The 24,755-nt window shown below is 57.1% G+C and carries 19 protein-coding genes and 1 pseudogene; 9 read left to right on the plus strand and 11 right to left on the minus strand.

Going from position 1 to position 24,755, the window contains the following annotated elements; translation table 11 throughout:
• The first annotated feature begins 22 nt into the window (after nt 1-22).
• On the plus strand, nt 23-847 hold the full coding sequence (dapD, locus tag RHN82_RS05445) for a 2,3,4,5-tetrahydropyridine-2,6-dicarboxylate N-succinyltransferase (protein WP_310398956.1): 825 nt from the start codon (nt 23-25) through the stop codon (nt 845-847).
• 111 nt (nt 848-958) lie between these two features.
• Nucleotides 959-1,345, plus strand: coding sequence for a DUF3461 family protein (locus tag RHN82_RS05450; protein WP_003856216.1), 387 nt, complete (start codon nt 959-961; stop codon nt 1,343-1,345).
• A gap of 92 nt (nt 1,346-1,437) precedes the next feature.
• Here RHN82_RS05450 and RHN82_RS05455 read toward each other — a convergent pair whose 3' ends face one another.
• The 3 genes and pseudogenes from RHN82_RS05455 to dgt all read right to left on the minus strand — a co-directional run bounded on the left by RHN82_RS05455 (nt 1,438) and on the right by dgt (nt 5,822).
• Nucleotides 1,438-2,595 (minus strand): CdaR family transcriptional regulator, encoded by a 1,158-nt coding sequence (locus RHN82_RS05455; protein ID WP_003856217.1) that lies wholly within the window; start codon nt 2,593-2,595, stop codon nt 1,438-1,440.
• Between the two features lie 146 nt (nt 2,596-2,741).
• Entirely contained in the window at nt 2,742-4,175 is a 1,434-nt protein-coding gene (gene degP / locus RHN82_RS05460) for a serine endoprotease DegP (RefSeq protein ID WP_023303104.1), read from the minus strand.
• Between the two features lie 132 nt (nt 4,176-4,307).
• Nucleotides 4,308-5,822 (minus strand): annotated as a pseudogene (gene dgt, locus RHN82_RS05465) (dGTPase).
• Nucleotides 5,823-5,904: 82 nt separating this feature from the next.
• Between dgt and mtnN the strand changes: the two are divergent.
• Genes mtnN through RHN82_RS05480 form a run of 3 tightly spaced genes read left to right on the plus strand, consistent with a single transcriptional unit; the run spans nt 5,905 to nt 8,052 of the window.
• Complete coding sequence (gene mtnN / locus RHN82_RS05470) at nt 5,905-6,603, plus strand: 5'-methylthioadenosine/S-adenosylhomocysteine nucleosidase (RefSeq protein ID WP_003856223.1); 699 nt, start codon at nt 5,905-5,907, stop codon at nt 6,601-6,603.
• Nucleotides 6,596-7,405 (plus strand): vitamin B12 ABC transporter substrate-binding protein BtuF, encoded by an 810-nt coding sequence (gene btuF, locus RHN82_RS05475; RefSeq protein WP_017383741.1) that lies wholly within the window; start codon nt 6,596-6,598, stop codon nt 7,403-7,405. The genes mtnN and btuF overlap by 8 nt, the downstream gene beginning before the upstream one ends.
• Nucleotides 7,406-7,428: 23 nt before the next feature.
• Nucleotides 7,429-8,052: a TRIC cation channel family protein gene (locus tag RHN82_RS05480; RefSeq protein WP_003856227.1), complete on the plus strand. Its 624-nt coding sequence runs from the start codon at nt 7,429-7,431 to the stop codon at nt 8,050-8,052.
• A gap of 58 nt (nt 8,053-8,110) precedes the next feature.
• On the opposite strand, the gene erpA is transcribed toward RHN82_RS05480, so the two are convergent.
• Both erpA and clcA read right to left on the minus strand, forming a co-directional pair.
• Nucleotides 8,111-8,455: an iron-sulfur cluster insertion protein ErpA gene (gene erpA / locus RHN82_RS05485; protein WP_003856230.1), complete on the minus strand. Its 345-nt coding sequence runs from the start codon at nt 8,453-8,455 to the stop codon at nt 8,111-8,113.
• Between the two features lie 85 nt (nt 8,456-8,540).
• On the minus strand, nt 8,541-9,941 hold the full coding sequence (clcA, locus tag RHN82_RS05490) for a H(+)/Cl(-) exchange transporter ClcA (protein ID WP_047051283.1): 1,401 nt from the start codon (nt 9,939-9,941) through the stop codon (nt 8,541-8,543).
• A 177-nt stretch (nt 9,942-10,118) separates the two neighbouring features.
• On the opposite strand from clcA, the gene hemL reads away from it, so the two are divergent.
• Nucleotides 10,119-11,399, plus strand: a complete 1,281-nt coding sequence (gene hemL / locus RHN82_RS05495) for a glutamate-1-semialdehyde 2,1-aminomutase (protein ID WP_015572714.1) — start codon at nt 10,119-10,121, stop codon at nt 11,397-11,399.
• Between the two features lie 111 nt (nt 11,400-11,510).
• Here the strand turns inward: hemL and fhuB are convergent, their stop codons facing one another.
• The 6 genes from fhuB to hrpB form a co-directional block, all read right to left on the minus strand.
• Nucleotides 11,511-13,493 (minus strand): Fe(3+)-hydroxamate ABC transporter permease FhuB, encoded by a 1,983-nt coding sequence (fhuB, locus tag RHN82_RS05500; RefSeq protein WP_047051284.1) that lies wholly within the window; start codon nt 13,491-13,493, stop codon nt 11,511-11,513.
• On the minus strand, nt 13,490-14,380 hold the full coding sequence (gene fhuD, locus RHN82_RS05505) for a Fe(3+)-hydroxamate ABC transporter substrate-binding protein FhuD (protein WP_047051285.1): 891 nt from the start codon (nt 14,378-14,380) through the stop codon (nt 13,490-13,492). The genes fhuB and fhuD overlap by 4 nt, the downstream gene beginning before the upstream one ends.
• Entirely contained in the window at nt 14,380-15,177 is a 798-nt protein-coding gene (gene fhuC, locus RHN82_RS05510) for a Fe3+-hydroxamate ABC transporter ATP-binding protein FhuC (protein ID WP_032652619.1), read from the minus strand. The genes fhuD and fhuC overlap by 1 nt, the downstream gene beginning before the upstream one ends.
• A 50-nt stretch (nt 15,178-15,227) precedes the next feature.
• A complete protein-coding gene (gene fhuA / locus RHN82_RS05515; RefSeq protein ID WP_003856244.1) occupies nt 15,228-17,438 on the minus strand; it encodes a ferrichrome porin FhuA in 2,211 nt (736 codons plus the stop codon).
• A 237-nt stretch (nt 17,439-17,675) separates the two neighbouring features.
• Complete coding sequence (gene mrcB, locus RHN82_RS05520; RefSeq protein WP_047051286.1) at nt 17,676-20,201, minus strand: bifunctional glycosyl transferase/transpeptidase; 2,526 nt, start codon at nt 20,199-20,201, stop codon at nt 17,676-17,678.
• Between the two features lie 144 nt (nt 20,202-20,345).
• On the minus strand, nt 20,346-22,775 hold the full coding sequence (gene hrpB, locus RHN82_RS05525; protein ID WP_047051287.1) for an ATP-dependent helicase HrpB: 2,430 nt from the start codon (nt 22,773-22,775) through the stop codon (nt 20,346-20,348).
• Between the two features lie 73 nt (nt 22,776-22,848).
• On the opposite strand from hrpB, the gene thpR reads away from it, so the two are divergent.
• The 3 genes from thpR to dksA all read left to right on the plus strand — a co-directional run bounded on the left by thpR (nt 22,849) and on the right by dksA (nt 24,729).
• Nucleotides 22,849-23,403: an RNA 2',3'-cyclic phosphodiesterase gene (thpR, locus tag RHN82_RS05530; protein WP_047051288.1), complete on the plus strand. Its 555-nt coding sequence runs from the start codon at nt 22,849-22,851 to the stop codon at nt 23,401-23,403.
• Nucleotides 23,393-24,097 (plus strand): DNA/RNA nuclease SfsA, encoded by a 705-nt coding sequence (sfsA, locus tag RHN82_RS05535; RefSeq protein ID WP_032103207.1) that lies wholly within the window; start codon nt 23,393-23,395, stop codon nt 24,095-24,097. Before thpR ends, sfsA begins: the two co-directional genes overlap by 11 nt.
• A 176-nt stretch (nt 24,098-24,273) precedes the next feature.
• Nucleotides 24,274-24,729, plus strand: coding sequence for an RNA polymerase-binding protein DksA (dksA, locus tag RHN82_RS05540; protein ID WP_001155232.1), 456 nt, complete (start codon nt 24,274-24,276; stop codon nt 24,727-24,729).
• Nucleotides 24,730-24,755 lie beyond the last annotated feature (26 nt).

The raw sequence follows: 24,755 nt of genomic DNA on the forward strand, positions 1-24,755 counted from the left end.
AGTGAAATGGAAAGAGTAAACAATGCAGCAGTTACAGAACGTTATTGAGTCCGCTTTTGAGCGTCGCGCCGACATCACTCCGGCAAATGTGGATACCGTGACCCGTGAAGCGGTAAACCAGGTTATTTCCCTGCTGGATTCCGGCGCGCTGCGCGTGGCAGAAAAAATCGACGGTCAGTGGGTTACTCATCAATGGCTGAAGAAAGCTGTGCTGCTCTCTTTCCGCATCAACGATAACCAGGTTATCGACGGAGCAGAAAGCCGCTACTTCGATAAAGTGCCAATGAAATTTGCGGATTACGACGAAGCGCGCTTCCAGAAAGAGGGCTTCCGCGTAGTACCACCGGCGTCCGTTCGTCAGGGTGCCTTCATCGCACGCAACACCGTGCTGATGCCATCCTACGTGAACATTGGCGCCTACGTTGACGAAGGCACCATGGTGGACACCTGGGCTACCGTCGGCTCCTGCGCGCAGATCGGTAAAAACGTTCACCTGTCCGGCGGTGTGGGCATCGGTGGCGTTCTGGAGCCACTTCAGGCTAACCCAACCATCATCGAAGACAACTGCTTCATCGGCGCGCGTTCCGAAGTGGTTGAAGGCGTGATCGTCGAAGAAGGTTCTGTGATCTCCATGGGCGTTTATATTGGCCAGAGCACCCGTATTTACGATCGCGAAACCGGTGAAATTCACTACGGCCGCGTTCCAGCTGGTTCCGTTGTGGTTTCCGGCAACCTGCCGTCTAAAGATGGCAAATACAGCCTGTACTGTGCGGTCATCGTGAAAAAAGTGGACGCCAAAACGCGCGGTAAAGTGGGCATCAATGAACTGCTGCGCACCATCGATTAATCGGGTATAACAAAAAGCGGGGGCAACCCCGCTTTTTTTATATCCGAAGGTGGCGAAAATAGATTTTTTCGTTAATTATTCATAGGTTATGTTGAGATCAAAGGTACCGCTATGTACGATAATCTGAAAAGTCTGGGCATTACCAATCCTGATGAAATTGATCGTTATAGTCTTCGCCAGGAAGCCAATAACGATATTTTGAAAATCTATTTTCACAAGGACAAAGGAGAGTTCTTCGCCAAAAGCGTGAAGTTTAAATACCCTCGCCAGCGTAAGACCGTTGTCGCTGACGGTATCGGTCAGGGATATAAAGAAGTACAGGAAATCAGCCCTAACCTGCGCTACGTGATCGACGAACTCGATCAAATCTGCCAGCGCGATCGCAGCGAGGTCGATCTGAAACGTAAGATCCTTGACGACCTGCGTCACCTGGAAAGCGTAGTCACCAATAAGATCAGCGAGATTGAAGCGGATCTTGAGAAATTGACGCGGAAATAAAAGCAAAACGGCAATCCTCGATTGCCGTTTTTAATGTTTGCGCCCTCTCCCCGTGGGAGAGGGATGGGGTGAGGGCACCAGACCGCACTCAGTTATCTCTGTTCATCCAGCTGCAACGCCACATACAGCAGTAGCCGGTCGTCAAAATTCCCTAAATCCAGCCCCGTCAGTTCCGAGATCCGGTTAAGCCGATACTCCAGCGTATTACGATGGATAAAGAGCGCTTTTGACGTTGCCAGCGGCTGCACGTTATGTCGGAACCATGCCTGCAAGGTGCGGCGCAGCAGCCCGTTGTTGTCCATCGCTTTCAGACGCACAAGCGGACGCGCCAGCTCGTTGGCCTGCCAGCCACCGCGCAGGCTGTCGAGCAGGACCGGCAGCATCAGATCCTGATAGAAATAACTGCGGCTCTCCGGCATGCGCTGTTTCCCTACCATCATGGTGGTGCGCGCCGTTCGCCATGAACGGGCAATACTTCCCGGCCCGGTAAAGTAATTTCCCAGCGCGACGCGAAAACGGAGCTGTCCGTTCTCCTTCATGCGCTCGATGAGCAGCTCAACGCGGCGACGATGATCTTCCGCGTCCCAGCGACCAAACTGATTAAGCGCAGGCTTGAGCACCACCATTTCCGTCAAAGAGACAATCGCCACCAGGTTGTTACGCTCCGGCGTCGCCAGCATGTTTTGCAGCTGCTGTAGCTCCACCATGGCGCTGTCCACACCAAGCTGGCCGCTATCCACCTCTATTACGGCGACCACCCGCGGCTGATTCAGGTCGATACCCAGACGCTGCGCCCATTCGCTCAGGGCAGGCGTGTGCTCCTCAGCCTGAATCAAATTCATCACCAGCTCTTCGCGCAGGCGGCTGTCCTGGGCGAGCAGATGCATCAGACGCGACTGCTCCAGCATCATCTCCGCCGTCATGCAGACCAGCTCGCCGTATTTACGCAGCGATTCAGGATCGCCGGTCAGACCGATAACGCCAACAATCTCTCCTTCCAGACGCAGCGGCAGGTTGATCCCCTGACGGACCCCGTGGAGATGTTTCGCCACGGCGTCATCGATGTCGACCACGCGCCCCTGAGAGAGCACCAGCAACGCCCCTTCGTGCAATTCCCCAATACGCTCACGATCGCCGCTGCCGATAATGCGCCCACGGGCATCCATTACGTTGATATTTGTATCAATGATGCGCATGGTTCGCGCCACGATATCCTGCGCCATTTTGGTATCAAGATGCCAGCCAGCCATATAACCCTCCCGTGAGCAGAGCTCAAGCATAGAGAAGTTCCGTTATGGCTGCATTGTGCAGATGCCCAAAGGAAGAGAGAGATGTATGGAGTTGTGGGAAAGGTCACAGAAAAGAGAAAGCCCCTGCGAACAGGGGCTTAAGAAGATTACTGCATCAGGAGATAAATAGAGGTATCACCACGCTGAATATTCAGTGCCAGCACGGACGGCTTGCTGTCGAGAATTTTGCGCAGTTCAGCGATGTTTTTCACCGGCTGCTGGTTAGCGCCCATGATCACATCACCTTTTTTCAGGCCGATACGGGCAGCAGGTGAGTTCGCTTTCACGTTGTTCACCACCACGCCTTTATCTGCCCCTTTGTTGCTCATCTCGGCACCTTCAATACCGCTGAAGATGGTGCTGGAATCGACCTGATTCTGACTGCTCTGTTGCAGTTCCAGGCTCACGTTAACCGGCTTACCTTCACGCAGCAGGCCGAGGGTCACTTTACTGCCGATTGGCATAGACCCCACTTCCGCACGCAGGGCGGCAAAGCTGCTGATCGGCTTACCGTTCAGCGAGGTGATGACGTCACCCGCTTTAATGCCGGCTTTCGCCGCCGAGGAGTTCGGCATGACCTGGCTTACGAATGCGCCGCGCTGAGCGTCCACTTTCATCGCTTTCGCCAGCTCGGAGTTCAGCTCGGTACCCATGATACCCAGCTCACCGCGTTTCACCTGCCCATATTGCACCATCTGCGCAGTCAGGTTTTTCACCATGTTGCTTGGGATAGCAAAGCCGATACCGATGTTGCCACCGTCCGGTGCCAGGATAGCGGTGTTGATACCGATCAGCTCACCGTTCAGGTTAACCAGCGCACCGCCGGAGTTACCGCGGTTAATGGCCGCATCCGTCTGGATGAAGTTTTCATAGTTTTCCGCGTTCAGGCCGCTACGACCCAGCGCGGAGACGATACCCGAGGTCACGGTTTCGCCCAGACCAAACGGGTTACCGATGGCGACGGTGTAGTCACCCACGCGCAGCGCGTCAGAGTCGGCAAGCTTAATCGCCGTCAGGTTCTTCGGATCCTGGATTTGAATCAGCGCGATATCGGAGCGCGGGTCTTTACCAACCACTTTGGCATCGAATTTACGACCATCGCTCATCTGCACCTTAATGGTATTAGCATTATCTACCACGTGGTTATTGGTCACCACGTAGCCTTTCGCTGCATCAATAATCACGCCCGAGCCGAGTGCCATGAATTTCTGCTGCTGGCCGCCGCCCATGCCGTCATCCCCTGCACCGCCGCCCTGACAGAACGGGGAGCTCTGGAATGGCGAACCGTCCTGGCAGAATGGCGAATTGTCGCCGAAGAACTGCTGGAAATTACGCGGCATACGCGGCGTATTGACGGTTGTGCTGCCCTCAACGTTAATACTCACCACCGATGGCATCACTTTTTCGAGCATCGGGGCCAGGCTTGGCATCTGCTGCGCAGTCGCTGCCGAGGAAGCTGTCTCGGCCGCCATCGCCAGAGGGGACAGCGCTAAACCTAAACTCAGAGCCAGTGCACTCATTGCTAATGTGGTTTTTTTCATGTTTCTCAATCTCGATTTACCAGATAACGCAAAATTGCTGTGTAACTCAGATTCGTTTTATACCGCTTAGTTCCGGGATTAAGTTTATGGAAAAAGTAAAAATTTATTGGTCGTCTTTACAAAACTCATGGCTTATTCAACGGCCATAAGCTTGCGGTATTCATCCCAGGCATACAAATCTGTCATCCCGCTGATATAGTCCTGGATAAGACGACAGCGATAATAATATTCCATGACAGACCATTGGGAAGAATGGCGATCTATTTTACTGACGGCCTCAATGTATGCCAGCCGGTGGCGGGTTGAAAGCTTCTGATAGAGACGAGATTCAATCGGCAGGCGGCGAACACGTTCATTATCTGCCAGCTCACTGAACTCATCGACCGTCAGTTGGAGCAGCGGGCCATAAATCTCCAGCAACCCGCTGATAACCCGTTATCCTTGCAGCTCCAGCTGTTCGACATCCGGGTGGCTGAAAACATGGCGAACAGCCACGTTTTTATATAATTCAAGAAGCTGACTAAAACTGCTCTCATCTTCCAGCAGGGCGTGATTAAATTCCCCGCTAAATATCATCGGCAAATTATCAATGAAACGGGCGGCCGCATACGGCACCAGTTTATTCAGCGTGTTCACCCGCAAATACATAAAGAACTGATCTTCGGTACTGCGGCTCAGCGAATTTGAACGCGATTTATCCCAGGCATTCTCGACGACCTGCGCAAACAGAGAACCTTTTTCATGCTCTCCCCAGGCATCATGAAGATGCTGATACAGCTCCTCGACGCTGAATATTCTTTTTTCCACCGCGTCTTCCAGATCGGCCACGCAATAAGAAATGTCATCAGCCGCTTCCATAATCCATGTCAATGGAAAACGGCCATTGGGGGTCAGAGACAGTTCTTTACGCAACCGCGCGATGTATGCTTCTTCCGATAGGTAATAGCCCGGTTTTTTCATCAGGTAACTATGCGTGGCGGGCGTTTCTCCGGTCCACCATGCGGGACGCGTGTATTTAAGAATACAGCCCACCTGGGCCCAGGTCAGATTCATCCGCATCAGGGAGTGCACCAGACGGATCCCCTGCGCGTTACCTTCGAAATGACACAGATCCTGGCGCACCTTACGGCGCAGATCGTTCAGGCTATCTTCACCTTCACGCAGGCGTAAATCGCGTACCACACAGCGGTCATCGCTGAGCGGCTGGCTTATGGCGTCAGAGGGAAAAAGCCGCTGTTTAAACCAGTCATTGATGGCGGCCTCGCCGAAATGACCAAAGGGAGGATTGCCGATATCGTGCATCAGGCAGGCCATCTCGACGATGCTTTCGAACGGCCCGGTCAGTTCATCCAGTCCGTAGGTTTCCAGCAGACGTTGCTCTTTAAGGCGGCTGAGGATCTCTTTCGCAATGTAGCGCCCCACCTGCTGCACTTCCATGGAGTGCGTTAACCGCGTACGCACCGCAGCGTTACGCTCCAGCGGGAACACCTGGGTTTTTTGCTGTAACCGACGGATGGCGGGCGAGTTAATGATGCGTCCGCGATCGCTTTCGAAAATGCGCAGGATCTCATGTTCGCTCTTATCGCCCTGTGGCGAACGGAAACGTCGGTGCCAGTTAATTTTGGTGCGAAAATCGATTGGTGCCATGTGCTCCCCCGCGTGAGAATGCGTTTCCCCTTAACCGCATGATAGACTATGCATCTTAACAAGGCACATCGCGAGTAAATCTATGAAAATCGGCATTATTGGTGCAATGGAAGAAGAAGTTACGCTGCTGCGTGACAAAATTGAGAACCGTCAGACCCTCTCCCTCGGTGGCTGTGAGATCTACACCGGCCAGCTGAACGGTGTTGACGTGGCTCTGCTGAAATCAGGCATCGGTAAAGTTGCAGCGGCACTGGGCGCGACCCTGCTGCTTGAGCGCTGCAAGCCTGACGTTATCATTAATACGGGTTCTGCGGGCGGTCTGGCGCCGACGCTGAAAGTGGGCGATATCGTGGTTTCCGACGAAGCGCGTTACCACGATGCAGATGTCACCGCATTCGGCTACGAATATGGTCAGCTTCCGGGCTGCCCGGCCGGGTTTAAAGCGGATGATAAGCTGATTGCCGCCGCTGAAAGCTGCATTAACGAGCTGAACCTCAATGCGGTGCGTGGCCTGATCGTCAGCGGCGATGCCTTTATCAACGGCTCTGTCGGTCTGGCGAAAATCCGTCATAACTTCCCGCAGGCTGTGGCCGTTGAGATGGAAGCCACGGCCATCGCGCACGTATGCCATAACTTCAGCGTGCCGTTTGTGGTCGTTCGCGCGATCTCTGACGTGGCGGACCAGCAGTCCCACATCAGCTTCGACGAATTCCTGGCCGTTGCGGCGAAACAGTCCACCGTGATGGTGGAAACCCTGGTGCAGAAACTGGCGCGTGGGTAAGGTGTCATTCAGGGCGCTGGTCGCCCTGCTTCTGCTCGCTCCGGCCTGGCTCATCGCCGCGCCGCGGGTGATCACTCTCTCCCCTGCCAATACGGAACTGGCGTTTGCCGCCGGGATCACGCCCGTTGCGGTAAGCAGCTTTTCCGATTATCCACCGCAGGCCGCCCATATCGAACAGGTTGCTACCTGGCAGGGAATGAATCTGGAACGCATCGTGGCGCTAAAGCCCGATCTGGTCCTCGCCTGGCGCGGCGGTAATGCCGAACGGCAGGTGAACCAGCTCTCTTCGCTGGGAATAACGGTGAAATGGGTGGATGCGGTGAGCATCGAACAGGTGGCGCAAACCCTCCGTGACCTCGCGCCCTTCAGCCCTACCCCCCAACGCGCCGGGCAGGCTGCACAGCAGATGCTCAACGACTATGCCGCGCTAAAAGCCCGATACGGTACGCAACCGAAACAACGCGTTTTTCTGCAATTTGGCAGCCAGCCGCTGTTCACTACCGGTAAAGGTTCGATCCAGAACCAGGTGCTTGAGACCTGTGGAGGTGAAAATATCTTTGCCGAAAGCCGGGTTCCCTGGCCCCAGGTCAGTCGTGAGCAGGTTCTTGCCCGACAACCGCAGGCCATTGTGGTGGTCGGAAATGCGAGCGAGATTCCTAAAATAGAACAATTCTGGCATCGGCAGCTTAAAATTCCGGTCATCGCACTCAACAGCGACTGGTTTGAACGCGCCAGCCCGCGTATTATCCTCGCCGCAAAACAACTCTGCGCCGAACTGGCAGAGAGTCACTCAAACAGATAAATACCCCCTTCGAGGATTTAACGATGCTCGTGTATTGGCTGGATATTCTTGGCACAGCCGTTTTTGCTATCTCCGGCGTTTTGCTTGCCGGAAAACTACGCATGGACCCTTTTGGCGTACTGGTACTCGGCGTTGTTACGGCGGTGGGAGGCGGAACGATCCGCGATATGGCGCTGGCAAACGGCCCGGTATTCTGGGTAAAAGATCCCACGGATCTGGTGGTGGCGATGGTCACCTGCCTGTTAACCATCGTGCTGGTTCGTCAGCCTCGCAGACTGCCAAAATGGATATTGCCGGTGCTGGATGCCGTCGGTCTGGCGGTTTTTGTGGGGATAGGCGTGAATAAAGCCTTTATTGCCGGGACTGGCCCGCTGGTGGCGATCTGCATGGGCGTGTTAACCGGCGTGGGCGGAGGGATTATTCGCGACATACTGGCGCGAGAAGTCCCGATGATCCTGCGAACGGAAATCTACGCGACGGCCTGTATCATCGGGGGGATTGTTCACGCCACGGCGTATTACACCTTTGCTGTCCCGCTGGAGAATGCGGCGATGCTGGGGATGGTGGTCACGCTGGTGATCCGTTTAGCGGCGATACGCTGGCACCTGAAACTGCCGACGTTTGCGCTGGATGAAAATTCAAGATAGATATCGTTTATAAGCCCGGTAGCGCTTCGCTTACCGGGCCTACAATCTGCGTTCAGGCTTAAATACTGAACGAAGAACCACACCCGCAGGTGCTGGTTGCATTCGGGTTAGTCACCACAAAGCGCGAACCTTCCAGACCTTCAGTGTAGTCCACTGAACCGCCCACCAGATATTGCAGGCTCATCGGGTCAACCACCAGCGCGACGCCCTGTTTCTCGATAGTCATATCACCATCGTTAACCTGGTCGTCAAAGGTAAAACCATACTGGAAGCCGCTACAGCCGCCGCCGGTAATATAAACACGCAGTTTCAGATCCGGATTGTCCTCGTCGGCAATCAGGGTTTTCACTTTTTTCGCTGCTGCTTCGGTAAATTCCAGCGGCAACGCTACGTCATCACTCATCTTATGCTCCCATGAATACTGCGACTGCTATTGGGCAAAAATCACCCAATTCTTTTTGTCATTATCTAATACCCTGGTAATTCATTCAAGTATTCTGCTTCAGGGCCTGTTCAGCTTCCTGTTTCGCCAGGGTACGGGCAAGAATGGTGGAGTATAGCGGTTTTCCACCCAGGAATTGGGCTAATAGTGTCGCGCCGAGACAGGTAATGATCATTGGCAAAATGAGCTGGTAATTGTCGGTCATTTCCAGCACCAGTACGATCCCGGTCAGCGGCGCGCGCAGGGAGGCCGCCAGCAGCGCCCCCATTCCCGCCACCGCAAACGTCCCGGCATCCAGATGGTAGGCCGGGAAGCCTGCCGCCGCCGCCATCCCGAACGCCGTACCCAGCAGCGTCCCCAGCGCCAGCATCGGAGCGAAAATGCCACCCGGTGCGCCGGAGGAGAAGCACAATACCGTAGTGATGACGCGAGAAATAAACATAAACAGCAGCAGGCCTACGCTGAAATTCCCCGCCGCGGCAATGGGAATCAGGCCGAAACCGCCGCCCGCCGCATTCGGTTCGATAAAGCCGAGGATCCCGCACACGCCGCCAAGCAGGCCTCCCACCAGCACCCATTTCGTGGTATTTCCGCCATGGATGCGCTGAAACATATCCTGCGCCCGTAAAATCAGGGTGTTAAAAAGCGGGCCGACGACGCCAAAAATCATCCCAAGAACCAGATACAGCCATAAAGTATTGACCGGCGCAATGGTCAGCTTGCCAACTTCTATCACCGCCCCTTCGCCGTTAAAGACGCGAAAGACAATGCTCGACATAATCACGCCGGTAAACACCGCTTTAATGGAGATCAGGTTGTAGCGGAACTGGGCGCGCATCTCTTCGATGATAAACAGGATACCCGCCAGCGGCGCGTTAAACGCCGCAGACAGCCCCGCCGCCGCCCCCGTCGCCAGTAGCGTATGCCGAGCCTCGGCGCTGCGCATACGGAACAGATCGCCGACCATGCGCCCGACGTTACCGCCCAGCTGTACCGTTGGCCCTTCCCGACCGAGCACCATGCCCGCCCCGAGCGTTCCCATCCCGCCGATAAATTTTACCGGGAGCACCCGCCACCAGCGAACCGGGCGCAGCTCCTCGAGCGCCCCCTCAATTTCAGGGATCCCCGAGCCACCTGCTTCAGGGGCGAATTTACGCACCAGAAAATAGCCCACCATGGCAAACAGCGCCGAAAGGCCAAAGGCCCACAGCCAGACCAGCCATTCCCGATCGGCAAAGCTGGCGACGGTACCGATGCGCCAGTTGAGCACCGCATTGACCGCTTTCTCGAATGCGACCCCCACCAGCCCGGCCAGCGTACCGACCACGGCGGCTGCCAGCAGAATGGCTAACGGGGTTTTGTCACGGTTGAGCAGCCGCCGGATACTGACCCGGTGCTTCGCGCGCGTAAACTGTTGTTGTTCAAAAGAAGGCGTGTTCTCGTTCATTACCTGTTCTGTTTCGTCATACAAAAGGCCGCAGGGATTCTACCAGAGACAATCCCCTCGTCCCCTGAAAAATACTTAACAATTGTTAAGGCTTCTGAGGGGCAAAAATTTTATAACCTCTTCCGAATCACTTAGAATAGTTGCCTTAACTTATTTCTACGAACCAGGAACGACGCCATGAGCAAGTCTGAAAACCTCTACAGCGCAGCCCGCGAGCTTATCCCAGGCGGCGTGAATTCACCCGTGCGCGCCTTTACCGGCGTGGGTGGCACCCCGCTGTTTATCGAACGTGCGGATGGCGCATATCTGTATGATGTGGATGGTAAAGCCTATGTCGATTACGTCGGCTCCTGGGGCCCGATGGTACTAGGGCACAACCACCCGGCGATCCGCAACGCGGTGATTGAAGCCGCTCAGCGCGGCCTGAGCTTCGGCGCGCCAACCGAGATGGAAGTCAAAATGGCGGAGCTGGTCACCGAGCTGGTGCCAACGATGGACATGGTGCGTATGGTGAACTCCGGTACCGAAGCGACCATGAGCGCTATTCGTCTGGCGCGCGGTTTTACCGGTCGTGACAAGATCATCAAGTTCGAAGGTTGTTATCACGGCCACGCCGACTGCCTCCTGGTGAAAGCCGGTTCCGGCGCGCTGACCCTTGGCCAGCCAAACTCTCCGGGGGTGCCGGCTGATTTCGCGAAACACACGCTGACCTGCACCTATAACGATCTGAACACCGTTCGCGCCGCGTTCGAGCAGTATCCGCAAGAGATCGCCTGCATCATCGTTGAACCGGTGGCGGGCAACATGAACTGTATTCCACCGCAGCCGGATTTCCTGCCGGGCCTGCGCGCACTGTGCGATGAGTTCGGCGCGCTGCTGATCATCGACGAAGTGATGACCGGTTTCCGCGTCGCGCTGGCGGGGGCGCAGTCATACTACGGCGTCGAGCCGGATCTGACCTGCCTCGGCAAAATCATTGGCGGCGGCATGCCCGTCGGCGCGTTTGGCGGCCGTAAGGACGTAATGGACGCGCTGGCGCCAACCGGTCCGGTTTACCAGGCGGGTACGCTCTCCGGTAACCCGATTGCGATGGCGGCGGGCTTTGCCTGTCTGACCGAAGTGGCGCAGCCGGGTATCCACGAAACCCTGACGGACCGGACGACGCAGCTGGCAAACGGTCTGCTGGAAGCCGCAGAAGACGCGGGTATTCCGCTGGTGGTAAACCACGTCGGCGGGATGTTCGGGATTTTCTTCACCGATGCGAAAACCGTGACCTGCTATCAGGACGTGGTGAAATGCGACGTGGAACGCTTCAAACGCTTCTTCCACCTGATGCTGGAAGAAGGCGTGTATCTTGCGCCGTCAGCGTTTGAAGCGGGCTTTATGTCCGTGGCGCACAGCGAAGAAGATATCAATAACACCATCGACGCAGCGCGTAAGGTGTTTGCGAAGCTCTAAGGGCATTGCCGGGTGGCGCTAACGCTTACCCGGCCTACGATGTTCTCCATCTTCCCTTGGGAGAGGGAGCAAACACGAAAACGGCAATCCAAGGATTGCCGTTTACTTTTACTACCGACTCTGCTTTCTCAACAGATATATAAAGTACGGCGCGCCGATAAAGGTCGACAGCAGGCCCGCCGGGATCTGATACGGGAACAGCACCATCCTTCCGCACCAGTCAGCAAAGACCAGGATTACCCCGCCCGTCAGCGCAGAGATCACGATATGCGGCAAAGTCCGGCGGAAGCCCATCATACGGGCGATATGCGGCGCCATTAATCCGACAAAACTGAGCGGGCCGATAGTCATGGTGGCCGTCGCCGTCAGGCACGCGGCCAGCAGCAACAGGGCGATACGCGTTGGCGTCAACGCCAGCCCGACCGCGCGAGCGGTATCCCCACCCAGCGGCAGAATGGTCATCCAGCGACGGCACAGCGGCACAATCGCCAGCAGCACGATCATCACAATCCCGGTATGCACTACCTGACTGCCGGTGGCGTTATACGTTGAACCGGAAATCCAGGTCAGGATCTGCGCCATGCGCGGATCGCCGCTCGCCTGCAACATCATCAGCAGCATAGTAAACGCAGTGCTGAGCGCCATCCCGGCCAGCAGCATGCGGTGAGGTGAGAACCCCCCTCGCCCGGAGGCGATCAGGATAATCATCAGCGTGACTGCCGCGCCGATACTTCCGGCAGGCATCAGCCAGCCGAACGCATTTCCCGGCACGAGGAACAACATCAACACTACGCCAAACGCGGCCCCGGAGCTGATCCCTAATACTTCCGGGCTTGCCATCGGGTTGCCGGTGAGACGCTGGATAATACAGCCCGCCACCGCCAGCATGACGCCCGCAATCAGCGCGGAGAAGATCCGCGGCCAGCGCCACTGCATGAGTTCATGCAGCAGATCCCCCGTCGCCCAGTGCCAGCCCGTGGCGTCGCGTCCCAGCGAGAGTGCGGCAAACGAGGCGATAACCAGCACCGCCAGCCCGGCAAGGCTGAACCACACCACCGACTGACGTTCGGCATGAACTTTATCGCCGGTATCCATTGCCGGAGCGCTAATGCTGCGCAGGCGCGGCAGCAGCCACAGCAGCAGCGGCGCGCCGATCAGGGCCGTCACCGAGCCCGTGGAAACTTCCATCCAGACGCGCGCCAGCCAGAGAATGAGTTGATCGGAAAGCCAGAGGATCAGCGCGCCAATCAGCGGAGCCAGCATCAGCCGCGCCAGCAGACGGCGTGCGCCGAGCATTTTTGCCAGCAACGGCGCAAACAGGCCGATAAAACCGATGATGCCGACGGCGTTAACCAGTAACGCGCTCAGCACAATCGCCAGGGTCAGGGCCGCCAGACGCGCCAGCGACAGCGCCAGCCCCAGATTGCGCGCCACGCCGTCATCGAGGCCCATCAGCGTGAGCGGACGCAGCAGCAGCAGCGTCAGCACCACGCCGCCGAACAACTGCGGCCACAGGCGCTGGACGATACTCCAGTCGGTCTGGGTGAGCGTGCCGGTACTCCACATAAACATGCTTTGCAGCTGGTCGTGGTGAAACAGCACCAGCAGCTGGTTGATCGCCCCACAGTAGAGGCTGACGACCAGCCCCGCGAGGATCAGCGTGACCGGCGAGAGACGTTTTCCCCAGGCCACGCCAAAGACCAGCGCACCGACCACGCATGCGCCTGCCAGCGCGGCAAACTGCGAGGTTAACGCTCCCGGCAGGGTCCAGAGAGTGGTGATGGTGATCCCCAGCTGAGCCCCCGTCGCCACGCCCAGCGTGGTCGGTTCTGCCAGCGGGTTACGCAGCACCTGCTGAAACAGTACGCCCACCAGTCCCAGTCCCGCCCCGACCAGCAGGGAGATAGCCAGACGCGGCAGCAGGCTGTAGTGGAACAGCATTTGCTGAATATTATCGATATCCGGTGCGGCAAACGCGGCTGCCCACTGATCGCGCGGTAACGCCGTGGTCAGGTTAAAGCCGGTTAACGCCAGGGCAGCCAGAAAAATGAGCGCTAACAGTAACATCGGGAAACGGGCCATCCGCGTGCTCATGCCTTGCCTCCCAGTGCATTGTCCAGCACGCGGGCAAAATGCATTGCCGACAGCGTCGCGCCGTAGAACCATACCGCTGGCGCGCGCAGGAAGCGCTGCTCGCGGACGAACGGCATTGCCTGCCAGAGCGGGGTCGCCATCAGAGTTTGCATTTCGCGCTCGTTCCCGTGATCGAAGCACAGCACGTCCACATCACGAAACGCCGCCAGACGGTCAATCCCCACGGCGGTACTGCCCCAGAACGTCATCTCGCCTTCCCAGGCATTGCGAATGCCAAAGCTGTCGAGCACTTCCTGGAACAGACAGTTATTTCCAAAGACCAGCATATGGCGGGCATCCAGCAGGGTCACCATCAGCAAAGGCCGATCGCCACGGTGGGCAAAGCGCGGCTTGAGGGAATCAATCAGCGCATCAAATTCATCGAGATGTTTTTTCGCCTGAGCCTCACGGTTGAGGAACTGCGCCATCTCGTGGATGGAATTTTTTGCCATGGTCAGCGGCTTTTTGCCGTCGCTAAAGGAAAAGCCCCGTCCGGGCGCAATCTTCGCCATGGTCTCTTCCGACGGGCCATACCCCGCAGACCAGAATAAATAAGACGGTTTCATCTGGGTGAGAAGCTCAAGGTTCGGCTCCGTACGCAGGCCGATGTCGATGACGGAGTCCGGCAGTTTTGGCTCATTCACCCACAGGGTGTAGTTGGGAATATCGGCCACGCCGTAAGGCGTCACGCCCAGCGCCATCATCAGTTCGACGGGCAACCACTCCAGCGCCACGATGCGGTGCGGATCGATAGCGGCAGCGCGGGCCGGGCCCATCTTTAACAGCAGCGGTGAGAGCGCCATGGCCGTCAGCAGGCGACGGCGGCTAATGAATGTTGGATCCAGCATCAGTAGACAAAGCTCACGGGTGCAGCCCCGGCCGGGTGAGGCAGGATGCCCATAGGAATACCGTAGATATGTTCCAGTGTTTCGCTGCGCATCAGTTCGGCAGGCGTACCCTGAGCGATCATTTCACCGCCGCGCAGCGCTACCAGGTAGTCGCAATAGCGTGCCGCCATGTTGATATCATGCAGAACGGCAATCACCGTCAGGCCGCGCTGCTGGCTTAAGCGATGCACCAGCGCCAGGACGTCAACCTGATGCGCAATGTCCAGCGCCGACGTGGGTTCGTCGAGCAGCAGGCAGCGGCTGTCCTGCGCCACCAGCATCGCGATCCATGCGCGCTGACGCTCGCCACCGGACAGGCTATCCACCAGACGGTGCGCCAGCGGTTTTAACCCAACCAGCGCGATCGCCTCTTCCACTTTCTCTCTGTCAGCGACGCCAAAACGCCCGAGCGCACCGTGCCACGGATAACGTCCAATCGCCACCAGCTCGCGCACCGTCATCCCCTCCGCCTGCGGCAACTGCTGCGGCAGATAGGCCACCTTGCGGGCAAAGGCCTTACTGCTCCAGCTCGCCAGCGGCTGGTCATCCAGCAAAATGTCGCCCCCGGACGGCGGCTGATGACGACCCAGCATCTTCAGCAGCGTCGATTTACCGGAACCATTGTGCCCGATTAAACCGGTCACTTTACCTGCGGGAAACGTCAAAGAGAGCGGATGCAGCAAAGTGCGCCCGGGTACGCGAAAGGAGAGATTGTTGAGCGTGAAGGTGGAGTCGGATTGCGTTTTATTATCCTGCATGTCAGCCAACTTAAATAAAAAGGGCACGGCGAACCGTGCCCATAAAGAGGTTAGAAGCGGAAGGTCGCCGTGGCAACAACCTGGCGTCCTGCTCCCCAGTAGCATGCATACTCGCTGTAGCAGCTGGAGACGTATTCACGGTCAAAGATGTTGTTCACGTTGACGCCGACGGAAGATCCCGGCAGACCGAAGCGCGCCAGATCGTATTTCACGGTCGCATCCGCAAGGGCATAACCCGCGACGTTAAAGGACTCATAGGCTTTAGGCGACGCTGAGGAGTAGTACGTCACCGTGTTACCGATGTAACGCGCGCCCGCACCGACGGTCAGGCCACTCAGCGCCGTCTCGTGGAAGGTGTAATCCGCCCACAGGGATGCCATGTTGCGCGGTACTTCTGCCGGACGACGACCTTCATACCAGGTATCGTGGGTATATTCCGCATCGGTGTAGCTGTAGGCCGCCGTTACGTTCACGTTAGCCGACACCGCCGCTTTCGCTTCCAGCTCAAAGCCACGGGAGCGAATTTCACCGCCCTGCACGCTAAAGCCGCTGGTCGGGTTCGCCGGATCGGCGGTCAGGTTGTTGTTCTTGGTCAGCTGGTAGACCGCGGCCGTCACCACAACAGGCAGATCTTTCGGAACATACTTCACGCCCGCTTCATACTGCTTGCCGCGCGCCGGATCGAACGGTTTGCCGCCCTGGGTGGTACCAGAGAGCGGCTCAAAGGATTCACTGTAGCTGAAGTATGGGGTGATCCCGTTGTCGAACAGGTAGTTAATCCCCCCGCGCCAGGTAAATGCCTGATCGTTAATTTCCGCGGTGGTCCCGTTATTACGGTTAAAGGCAGACGTTTTCGCAAAGTCATAGCGCCCACCCAGGGTGAGTACCCACTTATCCCATTCCGCCTGATCCTGCGCATAGAGCCCGGTCTGCTCCTGGCGATTGAGCATGGCATACGGGAAGTTCACATTGACGTTCGCATTGCCGTGCTGCGGATTGTTCATGCTGATCGGATCGGCGGTACCGTAGTCAGCATCAATATCATTGCGCATACGAAGGTAATCCACACCCGTCAGCAGCGTATGGTCAACGGCGCCGGTCGCGAATTTCGACTGGAGCTGTGTATCAACCGTGAACGAGTTGAGGTCTTCATCTGAGCGCACGTACGCGCGGCTGATCTGGGCAGGGGCGATATAGCCGTTACCGTAAACTGAACGGTAAAGCGTGTTGATTTTGGTATAACGCAGGTTCTGACGCACGGTGAAGGTGTCGTTGAATTCATGCGCGAAGCTGTAACCCACCATTTTCTGACGACGAGAGATCTTATTGTCTTCATCGCCTTCGTTGAAGTCGGTCGGCAGTTTGTGCGCCTTTCCGTTAGCATCATAGTAAGGCACAACGGTACCTTCACGCGGCAACCAGCCGTAGTAACCCGCATCCGGATCGCTCTGGAAGTTGCTCAGGAAAGTGAAATCGGTTTTATCATCAGGACGCCAGCTGAAAGACGGCGCAATCGCGTAACGAGTAGACTTCACCATTTCCTGCTGCGCGTTCTCACTGCGTCCCAGGCCGGTCAGACGGTAGGACCACACGCCGTCATCGTCAATCGCGTCGCTGAAATCAAACCCAGTCTGCCAGAGGTTATCCGTCCCCATTTTGAACTGAATTTCTTTCAACGGTTCCGTGGTTGGACGCTTGCTGACCATACTCACCACCCCACCCGGGTGGCTTTTGCCATACAGTACGGACGTCGGGCCACGCAGCAGCTCTACGCGCTCAAGGAAGTACGGGTCCATGGACGCTTCAGAGTAGTTGTCTCCCTGCAACTTCATACCATCCAGATACTGGTTGGTATTCACGGTGCTGGAGGTCGTGAAACCACGAATCGAAACCACATCGTAAGTTGTTGATGCGCCGCGCGTTGCGAAAACGCTTGGGGTATAGGCCAGTGCCTGTTTAACCGTTCCCGGCTGTTTCATGTCCATCTCTTCACGTGTCACCACGGAAATAGACTGCGGGGTTTTCTCGATCGGTGTATCGGTTTTCGTCGCCGTTGCAGTGCGCTTTGCTGCAATCGTCGGTGCAGGACCCCAGGCACTTTCCTGCGCTGCCGGTGCGGCAGTCACGGTGATGGTTTCTTCTTTCTTGGGGGTTTCAGCGGCCTGTGCGTAAGCAGACATGCCGGCAACCGCTGTGGCTACGACGACTGCGAGTTTACGCAGCGACGTGTTAATTGGCTGAGCAGTATTGGAAAGCGCCATGATGGATCTCTGATGGAAAAGTGAATGATAACGTAAACGAGAATTATTATTATGACCGCAGAATAATATGCGAAACGCTGACGGCATAGCAAGCGATATGCGGCCCTACAAGAATTGAGGGTTTAAGAAATAATCAACGGAAAACGGGTCGTTAATAAGGATTGAAAACAGGGTTAAGGAAATGAGTTACTGAGGTGAAAAAAATACCCCCTTCCTGAGAAGGGGGTATCAGTAGGGTTAGTTCCCGCCGAACATATCCTTGATCCAGCCGGCGACGCCATCGCTGTCTTTCTTCTCTTCCTGCTGCTGCGGCTGTTGCTGCTGCGGCTGCTGAGGTTCAGAAGACTGATCGAACGGGTTACCTGTCGGTTCTTCTGGCTGGCTTTGCTGGCACAGCGCATCCGGGTTAGTCGTCCAGACCGGCAGCGTACGCACGCCACCGCCGCAAATGAAGTTACCCGAACTGTCCACGCCCATATCGACGATATCTTCCGGGGCAACGAGGTTCAGCGGCACCGGAGACTGATTCGCGAGGTAGCGCTGGTAAATCGACATCGCACCGCTCGCGCCATACAGTTTGGTCGGCTGGTTATTATCGCGACCCACCCAGGTGATCACCACTTCACGGCCATCAATACCGGCGAACCAGGTATCCACGTTGTTGTTAGTGGTCCCGGTTTTACCTGCCAGATGCAGGCCAGGATATTTCGCCCCCAGCTGACGGCCGGTACCACGCTGAACAACCTGCTGCATGGTCCACAGCGTCATATAGGCCGCCTGCGCCGGAACAGCGCGCTCAGCCTGTGGGAAGCTCTGATACAGCACGGAACCATCTTCAGCAATCACCGAACGCAGGGCGGAGAGCGGAGCACGGTTACCGCCGCTGGCGATGGTCTGGAACGCCTGCGCCACTTCGATTGGCGTCAGGTTAAGCGCCCCCAGGATCATGGCCGGAACAGGGTGCAGCTGATCTTTCGGTACGCCCAGCTTCTGCCAGGTGTCGGTGATGGCTGGCAGGCCCAGCGCCATCCCGAGGTTAACCGTTGGCACGTTCATCGAGCGGGTTAACGCATCCACCAGCATCACCTGGCCGCTGAACTGTCTGTCATCGTTCTGCGGTGACCATACCTGGCCGTTAGGCTGGCGCAGGGAAATTGGCGCATCGGCAATCCAGGTATTCAGGCGATAAAGATTCGGCTGGCTCAGCGCGGTCAGATAGGTCGCCGGTTTTGCCAGTGAACCAATCGAACGACGCGCCTGCATGGCACGGTTATAGCCCGCAAACTGCGGCTCAGCACCGCCCACCATGGCACGAACTTCGCCGGTGTTACGGTCAACCACCACCATCGCGGTTTCAAGATCGCTCAGCTTACGCTGCTTTTTCAGCGCCGGAATGCCTTCAACCGCCGCTTTTTCTGCCGCATCCTGCGCCACGGAGTCGAAGGTGGTAAAGATCTTCACGCCGGAGAGATCTTTGACCTTATCACCGAGCTTGCTTTGCAGCTCCTGACGTACCATCTGCATAAAGGCAGGCTGCGGAGAGATTACCCCACCGCGCGGCTGAACGCCCAGCGGACGCGCGCTCAGCATGTCGTATAGCTCCTGGTCAATCACCTGCTGTTGTTGCAGCAGACGCAGCACCAGGTTACGACGCTCCAGCGCCAGTTTCGGGTTACGCCACGGGTTGTAGATCGACGCGCCTTTCACCATGCCCACCAGCAGCGCCTGCTGGTCAAGGCTCAGCTCTTCTACCGGACGGCCAAAGTAGTACAGGCTCGCCAGCGGGAAGCCGCGGATCTCGTTATCGCCACTCTGACCGAGGTACACCTCGTTCATGTACAGTTCAAGGATACGATCCTTGCTGTAGCGCGCATCCATCAGCACGGCCATGTACGCTTCGTTGGCTTTACGCCAGTAAGAGCGCTCGCTGGAGAGGAACAGGTTTTTCACCAGCTGCTGGGTCAGGGTACTCGCCCCCTGCACCGTACGCCCGGCGGTCAGGTTCGCCAGTACCGCACGACCAATGGAGTAAAGGCTAATACCGTCGTGCTCGTAGAAGTGGCGGTCTTCGGTTGCCAGCAGGGTATCTACCAGCAGATCCGGGAAGCCGTTACGCGCCACGAACAGGCGCTGTTCGCCGTTTGCGGACGACAGCATGGTGATGAGACGCGGATCGAGACGGAAGAAACCGAACTGGCGATCGTTATCCATGTTCTCAATGGTTTCCAGACGATCGCCGTCAAAGGTCAGACGCGCGCGCACCTGCCCTTCTTTGCTGTCCGGGAAGTCGAATGGACGGCGGATCATCTCAATGCTTTTCGCCTGGACGGTAAATTCACCCGGACGGGTCATTTTCGTGACCTGACGATACTGCGTGGCTTGCAGCAGCTTCACCATCTCGTTCTTGCTGATAGACATGTCCGGCTCAAGGTTCACCATGCGGCCGTACACTGCCGCAGGCAATTGCCAGACTTTCCCGTCGATACGGCTGCGGATCTTCTGATCCAGATAAACGCCGTAAATCGCGATCAGGACAACAAAAACAATGAACAGCTTCAGCAGCAGCCAGAACCAGCCGCGCTTCCCACGAGGCTTACGCCCTTTGCCTTTCCCTTTACGCGGCATCGGTTCTTCATCCTCATAATCGTCTTCATAGTCATCGTCATACTCCTCATCTCTGAGGCGACGACGGCTTACCTTTTCTTTCGCCGGACGCGTCGGCTTTCCCTTACGTCCTATTGGCTCGCGGTCATTCCCCGCCATGCTTTTTCTCCGCAACATTCAGGCGCAAAGGCCAGATTTTCTTATCTTGCACAGGTCAGTGAAAGAAGAAATCTCTCAAAGTTTGTTTCTCCCTCTCCCACAGGGAGAGTGCCGGGGTGAGGGCATCAGGCCGCACTTTCCCCATTACGAATATTTCTTTGTGCGCCGTGTCGGCGCGGTATTCGCCGGATCGTCCGGCCAGACGTGTTTGGGATATCGCCCCTTCATCTCTTTCTGCACTTCACGATAGCTCCCCGCCCAGAACGCCCCCAGATCGCGGGTGATCTGCAAGGGACGATGCGCAGGCGAAAGCAGCTCAAGCACTAACGGCACACGCCCTTCAGCGATGGACGGCGTGGTGGCCTCACCAAACATCTCCTGCATCCGAACCGCCAGCGTCGGTGGATTATCCTCATGATAACGAATGGCAATCCGGCTTCCGGTTGGCACAGTGTAATGCCCAGGCAGTTCACTATCCAGACGTTGACGTAACGACCAGTCCAGTAAATTCTGTAACGCAGCCTTAACATCAAGCCCCTTCAGGGCGCGCAGCGAGTGTACGCCGCTCATCTGCGGCAACAGCCACTGTTCAAGCGTCGCGAGCAGCGTCTCATCATCCACCGCTGGCCACCCCTGTTCCGGCAGCCATTTCGCGGCGCAGTGCAGGCGAATGCGATATTGTTCGGCCTCCGGCGTCCAGTTCAGTACGCTCAGCCCTTTTTCCCGAATGCCGTTCAGCATCGCCTGGTGTAACTCGTCCTCCGACGGCTTCGCCAGCGGTTTCGTCCCGAGCGTCAGTTTACCAATCTGGCTACGACGGAACGCCTTCAGCGTGCCCTGGGCATCATCCCATTCCACGATGTCAGATTGCTGAAGCAGCTGAGGGCAGGCACGCGTCAGAGCGTCAATATCCACGGCAACCGCCTGTAAAATGCGCGCGTCCGGGGAGTGACTACCCTGGAGTAAGAGCGGCGCAATCAGCCATTCATGGCGCGTCAGGGCGTCATCGCTGTCCAGCATCGCGCCCATCCCATTTGCCAGCTGATAGCGACCATCCAGCCCGCGACGGCGCGCAATCCTGTCCGGGAAGGCCTGGGCCAGCAGAGGGGTAACTTTATCGCTGTCAGGCGATCCTCCCCGGCTCTTCAGGCGGTGACACAGCTGCTGCGCGCGCTGTTGCCAGTTTCCCTGATGGCGTGAAAAGGCCTGTCCCAGATCGCTGCTGCCACCGCGCGGCGGCTCCTCAAGAATAGCCGCCAGTTTTGCCGCCGTGGCAATTTCATCATCACCCTGTGCTGCCACCAGCATTGCCGCCAGACGCGGATCGTTGCCCAGCGCCGCCATTTTCTGACCGCGCGCCGTCAGTCGCTCGCCTTCCAGCGCGCCAAGCTGGGTCAGCAGACTGCGCGCGGCGGAAAGGTTGACGACAGGCGGAGGATTAAGCCAGGTGAGCTGGTCAGGGTCCGGACAGCCCCACTGCATCAGATCCATCACCAGCCCGGAGAGATCGCTTTGTAAAATCTCAGGCGTGCTCTGCAATGCCGCACGCTCCGCCTGCTCGGCGCTGGTTAAATGCAGGCAAATACCCGGCTCAAGACGCCCTGCTCGCCCTGCGCGCTGCACCATCGAGGCCTGGCTGATGCGCTGCGTCAGTAGCCTGGTCAGCCCGGTACGCGGATCAAAACTGGCTACCCTCTCCTGCGTACTGTCCACCACCAGACGAATGCCTTCGATGGTCAAACTGGTTTCCGCGATATTGGTCGCCAGCACCACTTTGCGCTGCCCCGCCGGTGCGGGAAGGATCGCCTTGCGCTGGTCAGCCAACGGCAGCGCGCCGTAGAGCGGGCACAGCATAACGTCACTGTTCACCCGGGATGCCAGCTGCTCCTGTACGCGCTGGATTTCGCCTGCGCCGGGTAAAAACAGCAGCAGCGAGCCGGGCTCCTGACGGAGCAATTCGGCGGTGGCGATGGCAACCGCTTCGTCAAAACGCTGATGGGCAGGCAGCGGCTGATAGCGGCGCTCAACCGGGAACGCACGCCCTTCAGAGGCGATCATCGGCGCATCAGGGAGCGTCTGCCGGAGCCGCTCGTTATCCAGCGTCGCCGACATAATCAGCAGCCGAAGGTCGTCGCGCAGCCCCTGCTGAACGTCGAGCAGCAGCGCAAGGGCCAGATCGGCCTGGAGGCTGCGCTCGTGAAATTCATCAAGGATCACCAGCCCGACGCCAGTCAGCTCCGGATCGTTTTGCAGCATACGGGTAAGAATACCCTCGGTGACCACCTCCAGCCGCGTGGACGGTCCAACGCAGGTTTCGGCGCGCATCCGGTACCCTACCGTCTCGCCCGGTTTTTCATCCAGCAGTTCCGCCAGGCGCTGCGCCACATTGCGCGCCGCCAGCCTGCGTGGCTCCAGCAGGATAATTTTCCCGCTGATGCTCCCCTCGCGCAGAATTTGCAGGGGCAGCCAGGTGGATTTACCCGCCCCAGTGGGCGCGCTGAGCAAAACCTGTGGCGCATGTTCTAAGGCTGCGAGTAGCTCAGGAAGGACGACGGCGACGGGCAAAGAGGACACTTACGGCTCCAGAGGGTTAACATTAATCGGCGTACATTGTAGCATCGGCGCATATCATTACCGAGTCTTGCGCATGTCTGAGTCAAAACGGCTATTCTTCGCCATTGAATTACCCACCACGCTTCAACGGCAGATTGTTCGCTGGCGCGCCAGCCACTTCCCCGCGGAAGCGGGCCGCCCCGTCGCCGCCGCCAATATGCACCTGACGTTAGCCTTTCTTGGTGAAGTAAGCGCTGAAAAGCAGCGCGCGTTAAGCGCAATGGCCGGACGCATTTCGCAGCCGGGGTTTACGCTGCATCTTGACGATGCCGGGCAATGGCTGCGCTCTCGGGTGGTCTGGCTGGGGACGCGGCAGCCCCCTCGCGGACTGCTACAGCTCGCCAACATGCTGCGGGCGCAGGCCGCGCGCAGCGGCTGTTATCAGAGCCCGCAGCCGTTTCATCCCCACATTACCCTGCTGCGCGATGCGGGTCAGGCCGTTGCCATCCCGCCACCGGGCTTTCACTGGTCCTTTCAGGTGAATGAATTTGCGCTTTACGAATCTGCCTTTTTACAAGGACGCACCCGCTATACTCCGCTCCAGCGCTGGACGCTGGGCGACACGTTAAGGAATCCTGATGAAGTTTAGCCCTGCACTCCAGCCCGCCACGCTGATCCAGCGTTACAAACGCTTTCTCGCTGACGTGATCACCCCTGAGGGCGAAACGCTCACGCTGCACTGCCCTAACACCGGCGCCATGACCGGTTGCGCCACGCCGGGTGACACGGTCTGGTATTCCACATCAGAAAATACTAAACGCAAATATCCCCACACCTGGGAAATGACCGAGACGCAAAGCGGGGCATTTATTTGCGTGAATACCCTGCGCGCAAATCAGCTGGTTAAGGAAGCCCTGACAAATGGAATCCTTCCTGAACTGGTGGGTTACGGCACGCAAAAAAGCGAAGTGAAATATGGCGATGAAGGCAGCAGAATTGATTTTATGTTACAGGCGGAAGACCGCCCTGAGTGCTATATTGAAGTGAAATCAGTGACGTTAGCGGAACAGGAAAACGGCTTCTTTCCGGATGCGGTAACGCTACGTGGCCAGAAGCATCTGCGAGAGCTAATGAGTGTAGCGGCGGCGGGCAAGCGCGCCGTGTTGCTGTTTGCGGTTCTGCATTCAGCCATTGAACGGTTTTCCCCGGCCCGTCATATTGATCCTAAATACGCGCAATTGTTGAATGAGGCACAAAAGCAGGGGGTAGAGATTTTCGCTTATAAAGCGGAACTTTCTGCCGATAATATGACTCTGAGATCCTCTCTTCCCATTGTCTTATAAGGGATTAGACGATTGACTAATAAGTGTTCTGGCCGCGTGCGCAAATACGCTTTTCCTCACAGGGTTGTCAAGTGTTACGTTTAGATAATTGCCATACGGAAAAGCATCTGCTATTTATAGCGACCTGATTTTTCCCCCAACACGGGGATCGATAGTGCGTGTTAAGGAGAAGCAACATGCAAGAAGGGCAAAACCGTAAAACATCGTCCCTGAGTATTCTCGCCATCGCTGGGGTGGAGCCGTATCAAGAGAAGCCGGGCGAAGAGTATATGAACGAAGCCCAGCTGTCGCACTTCAAGCGTATTCTTGAAGCATGGCGTAATCAACTCAGGGATGAAGTCGATCGCACCGTTACACATATGCAGGATGAAGCTGCTAACTTCCCGGACCCGGTTGACCGTGCCGCTCAGGAAGAAGAGTTCAGCCTCGAACTGCGTAACCGTGACCGCGAGCGCAAACTGATCAAAAAGATCGAAAAAACGCTGAAGAAGGTCGAGGACGAAGATTTTGGCTACTGCGAATCCTGCGGTGTTGAAATCGGTATTCGTCGCCTGGAAGCGCGTCCAACAGCCGATCTGTGCATCGACTGTAAAACGCTGGCAGAAATCCGCGAAAAACAGATGGCTGGCTAACGCCTGCCCTCTCACTACTCTGCTAA

It is taken from the genome of Enterobacter cloacae complex sp. EB5 (assembly GCF_031432835.1).
GTDB classification, from domain to species: Bacteria; Pseudomonadota; Gammaproteobacteria; order Enterobacterales; family Enterobacteriaceae; genus Enterobacter; species Enterobacter hormaechei_C.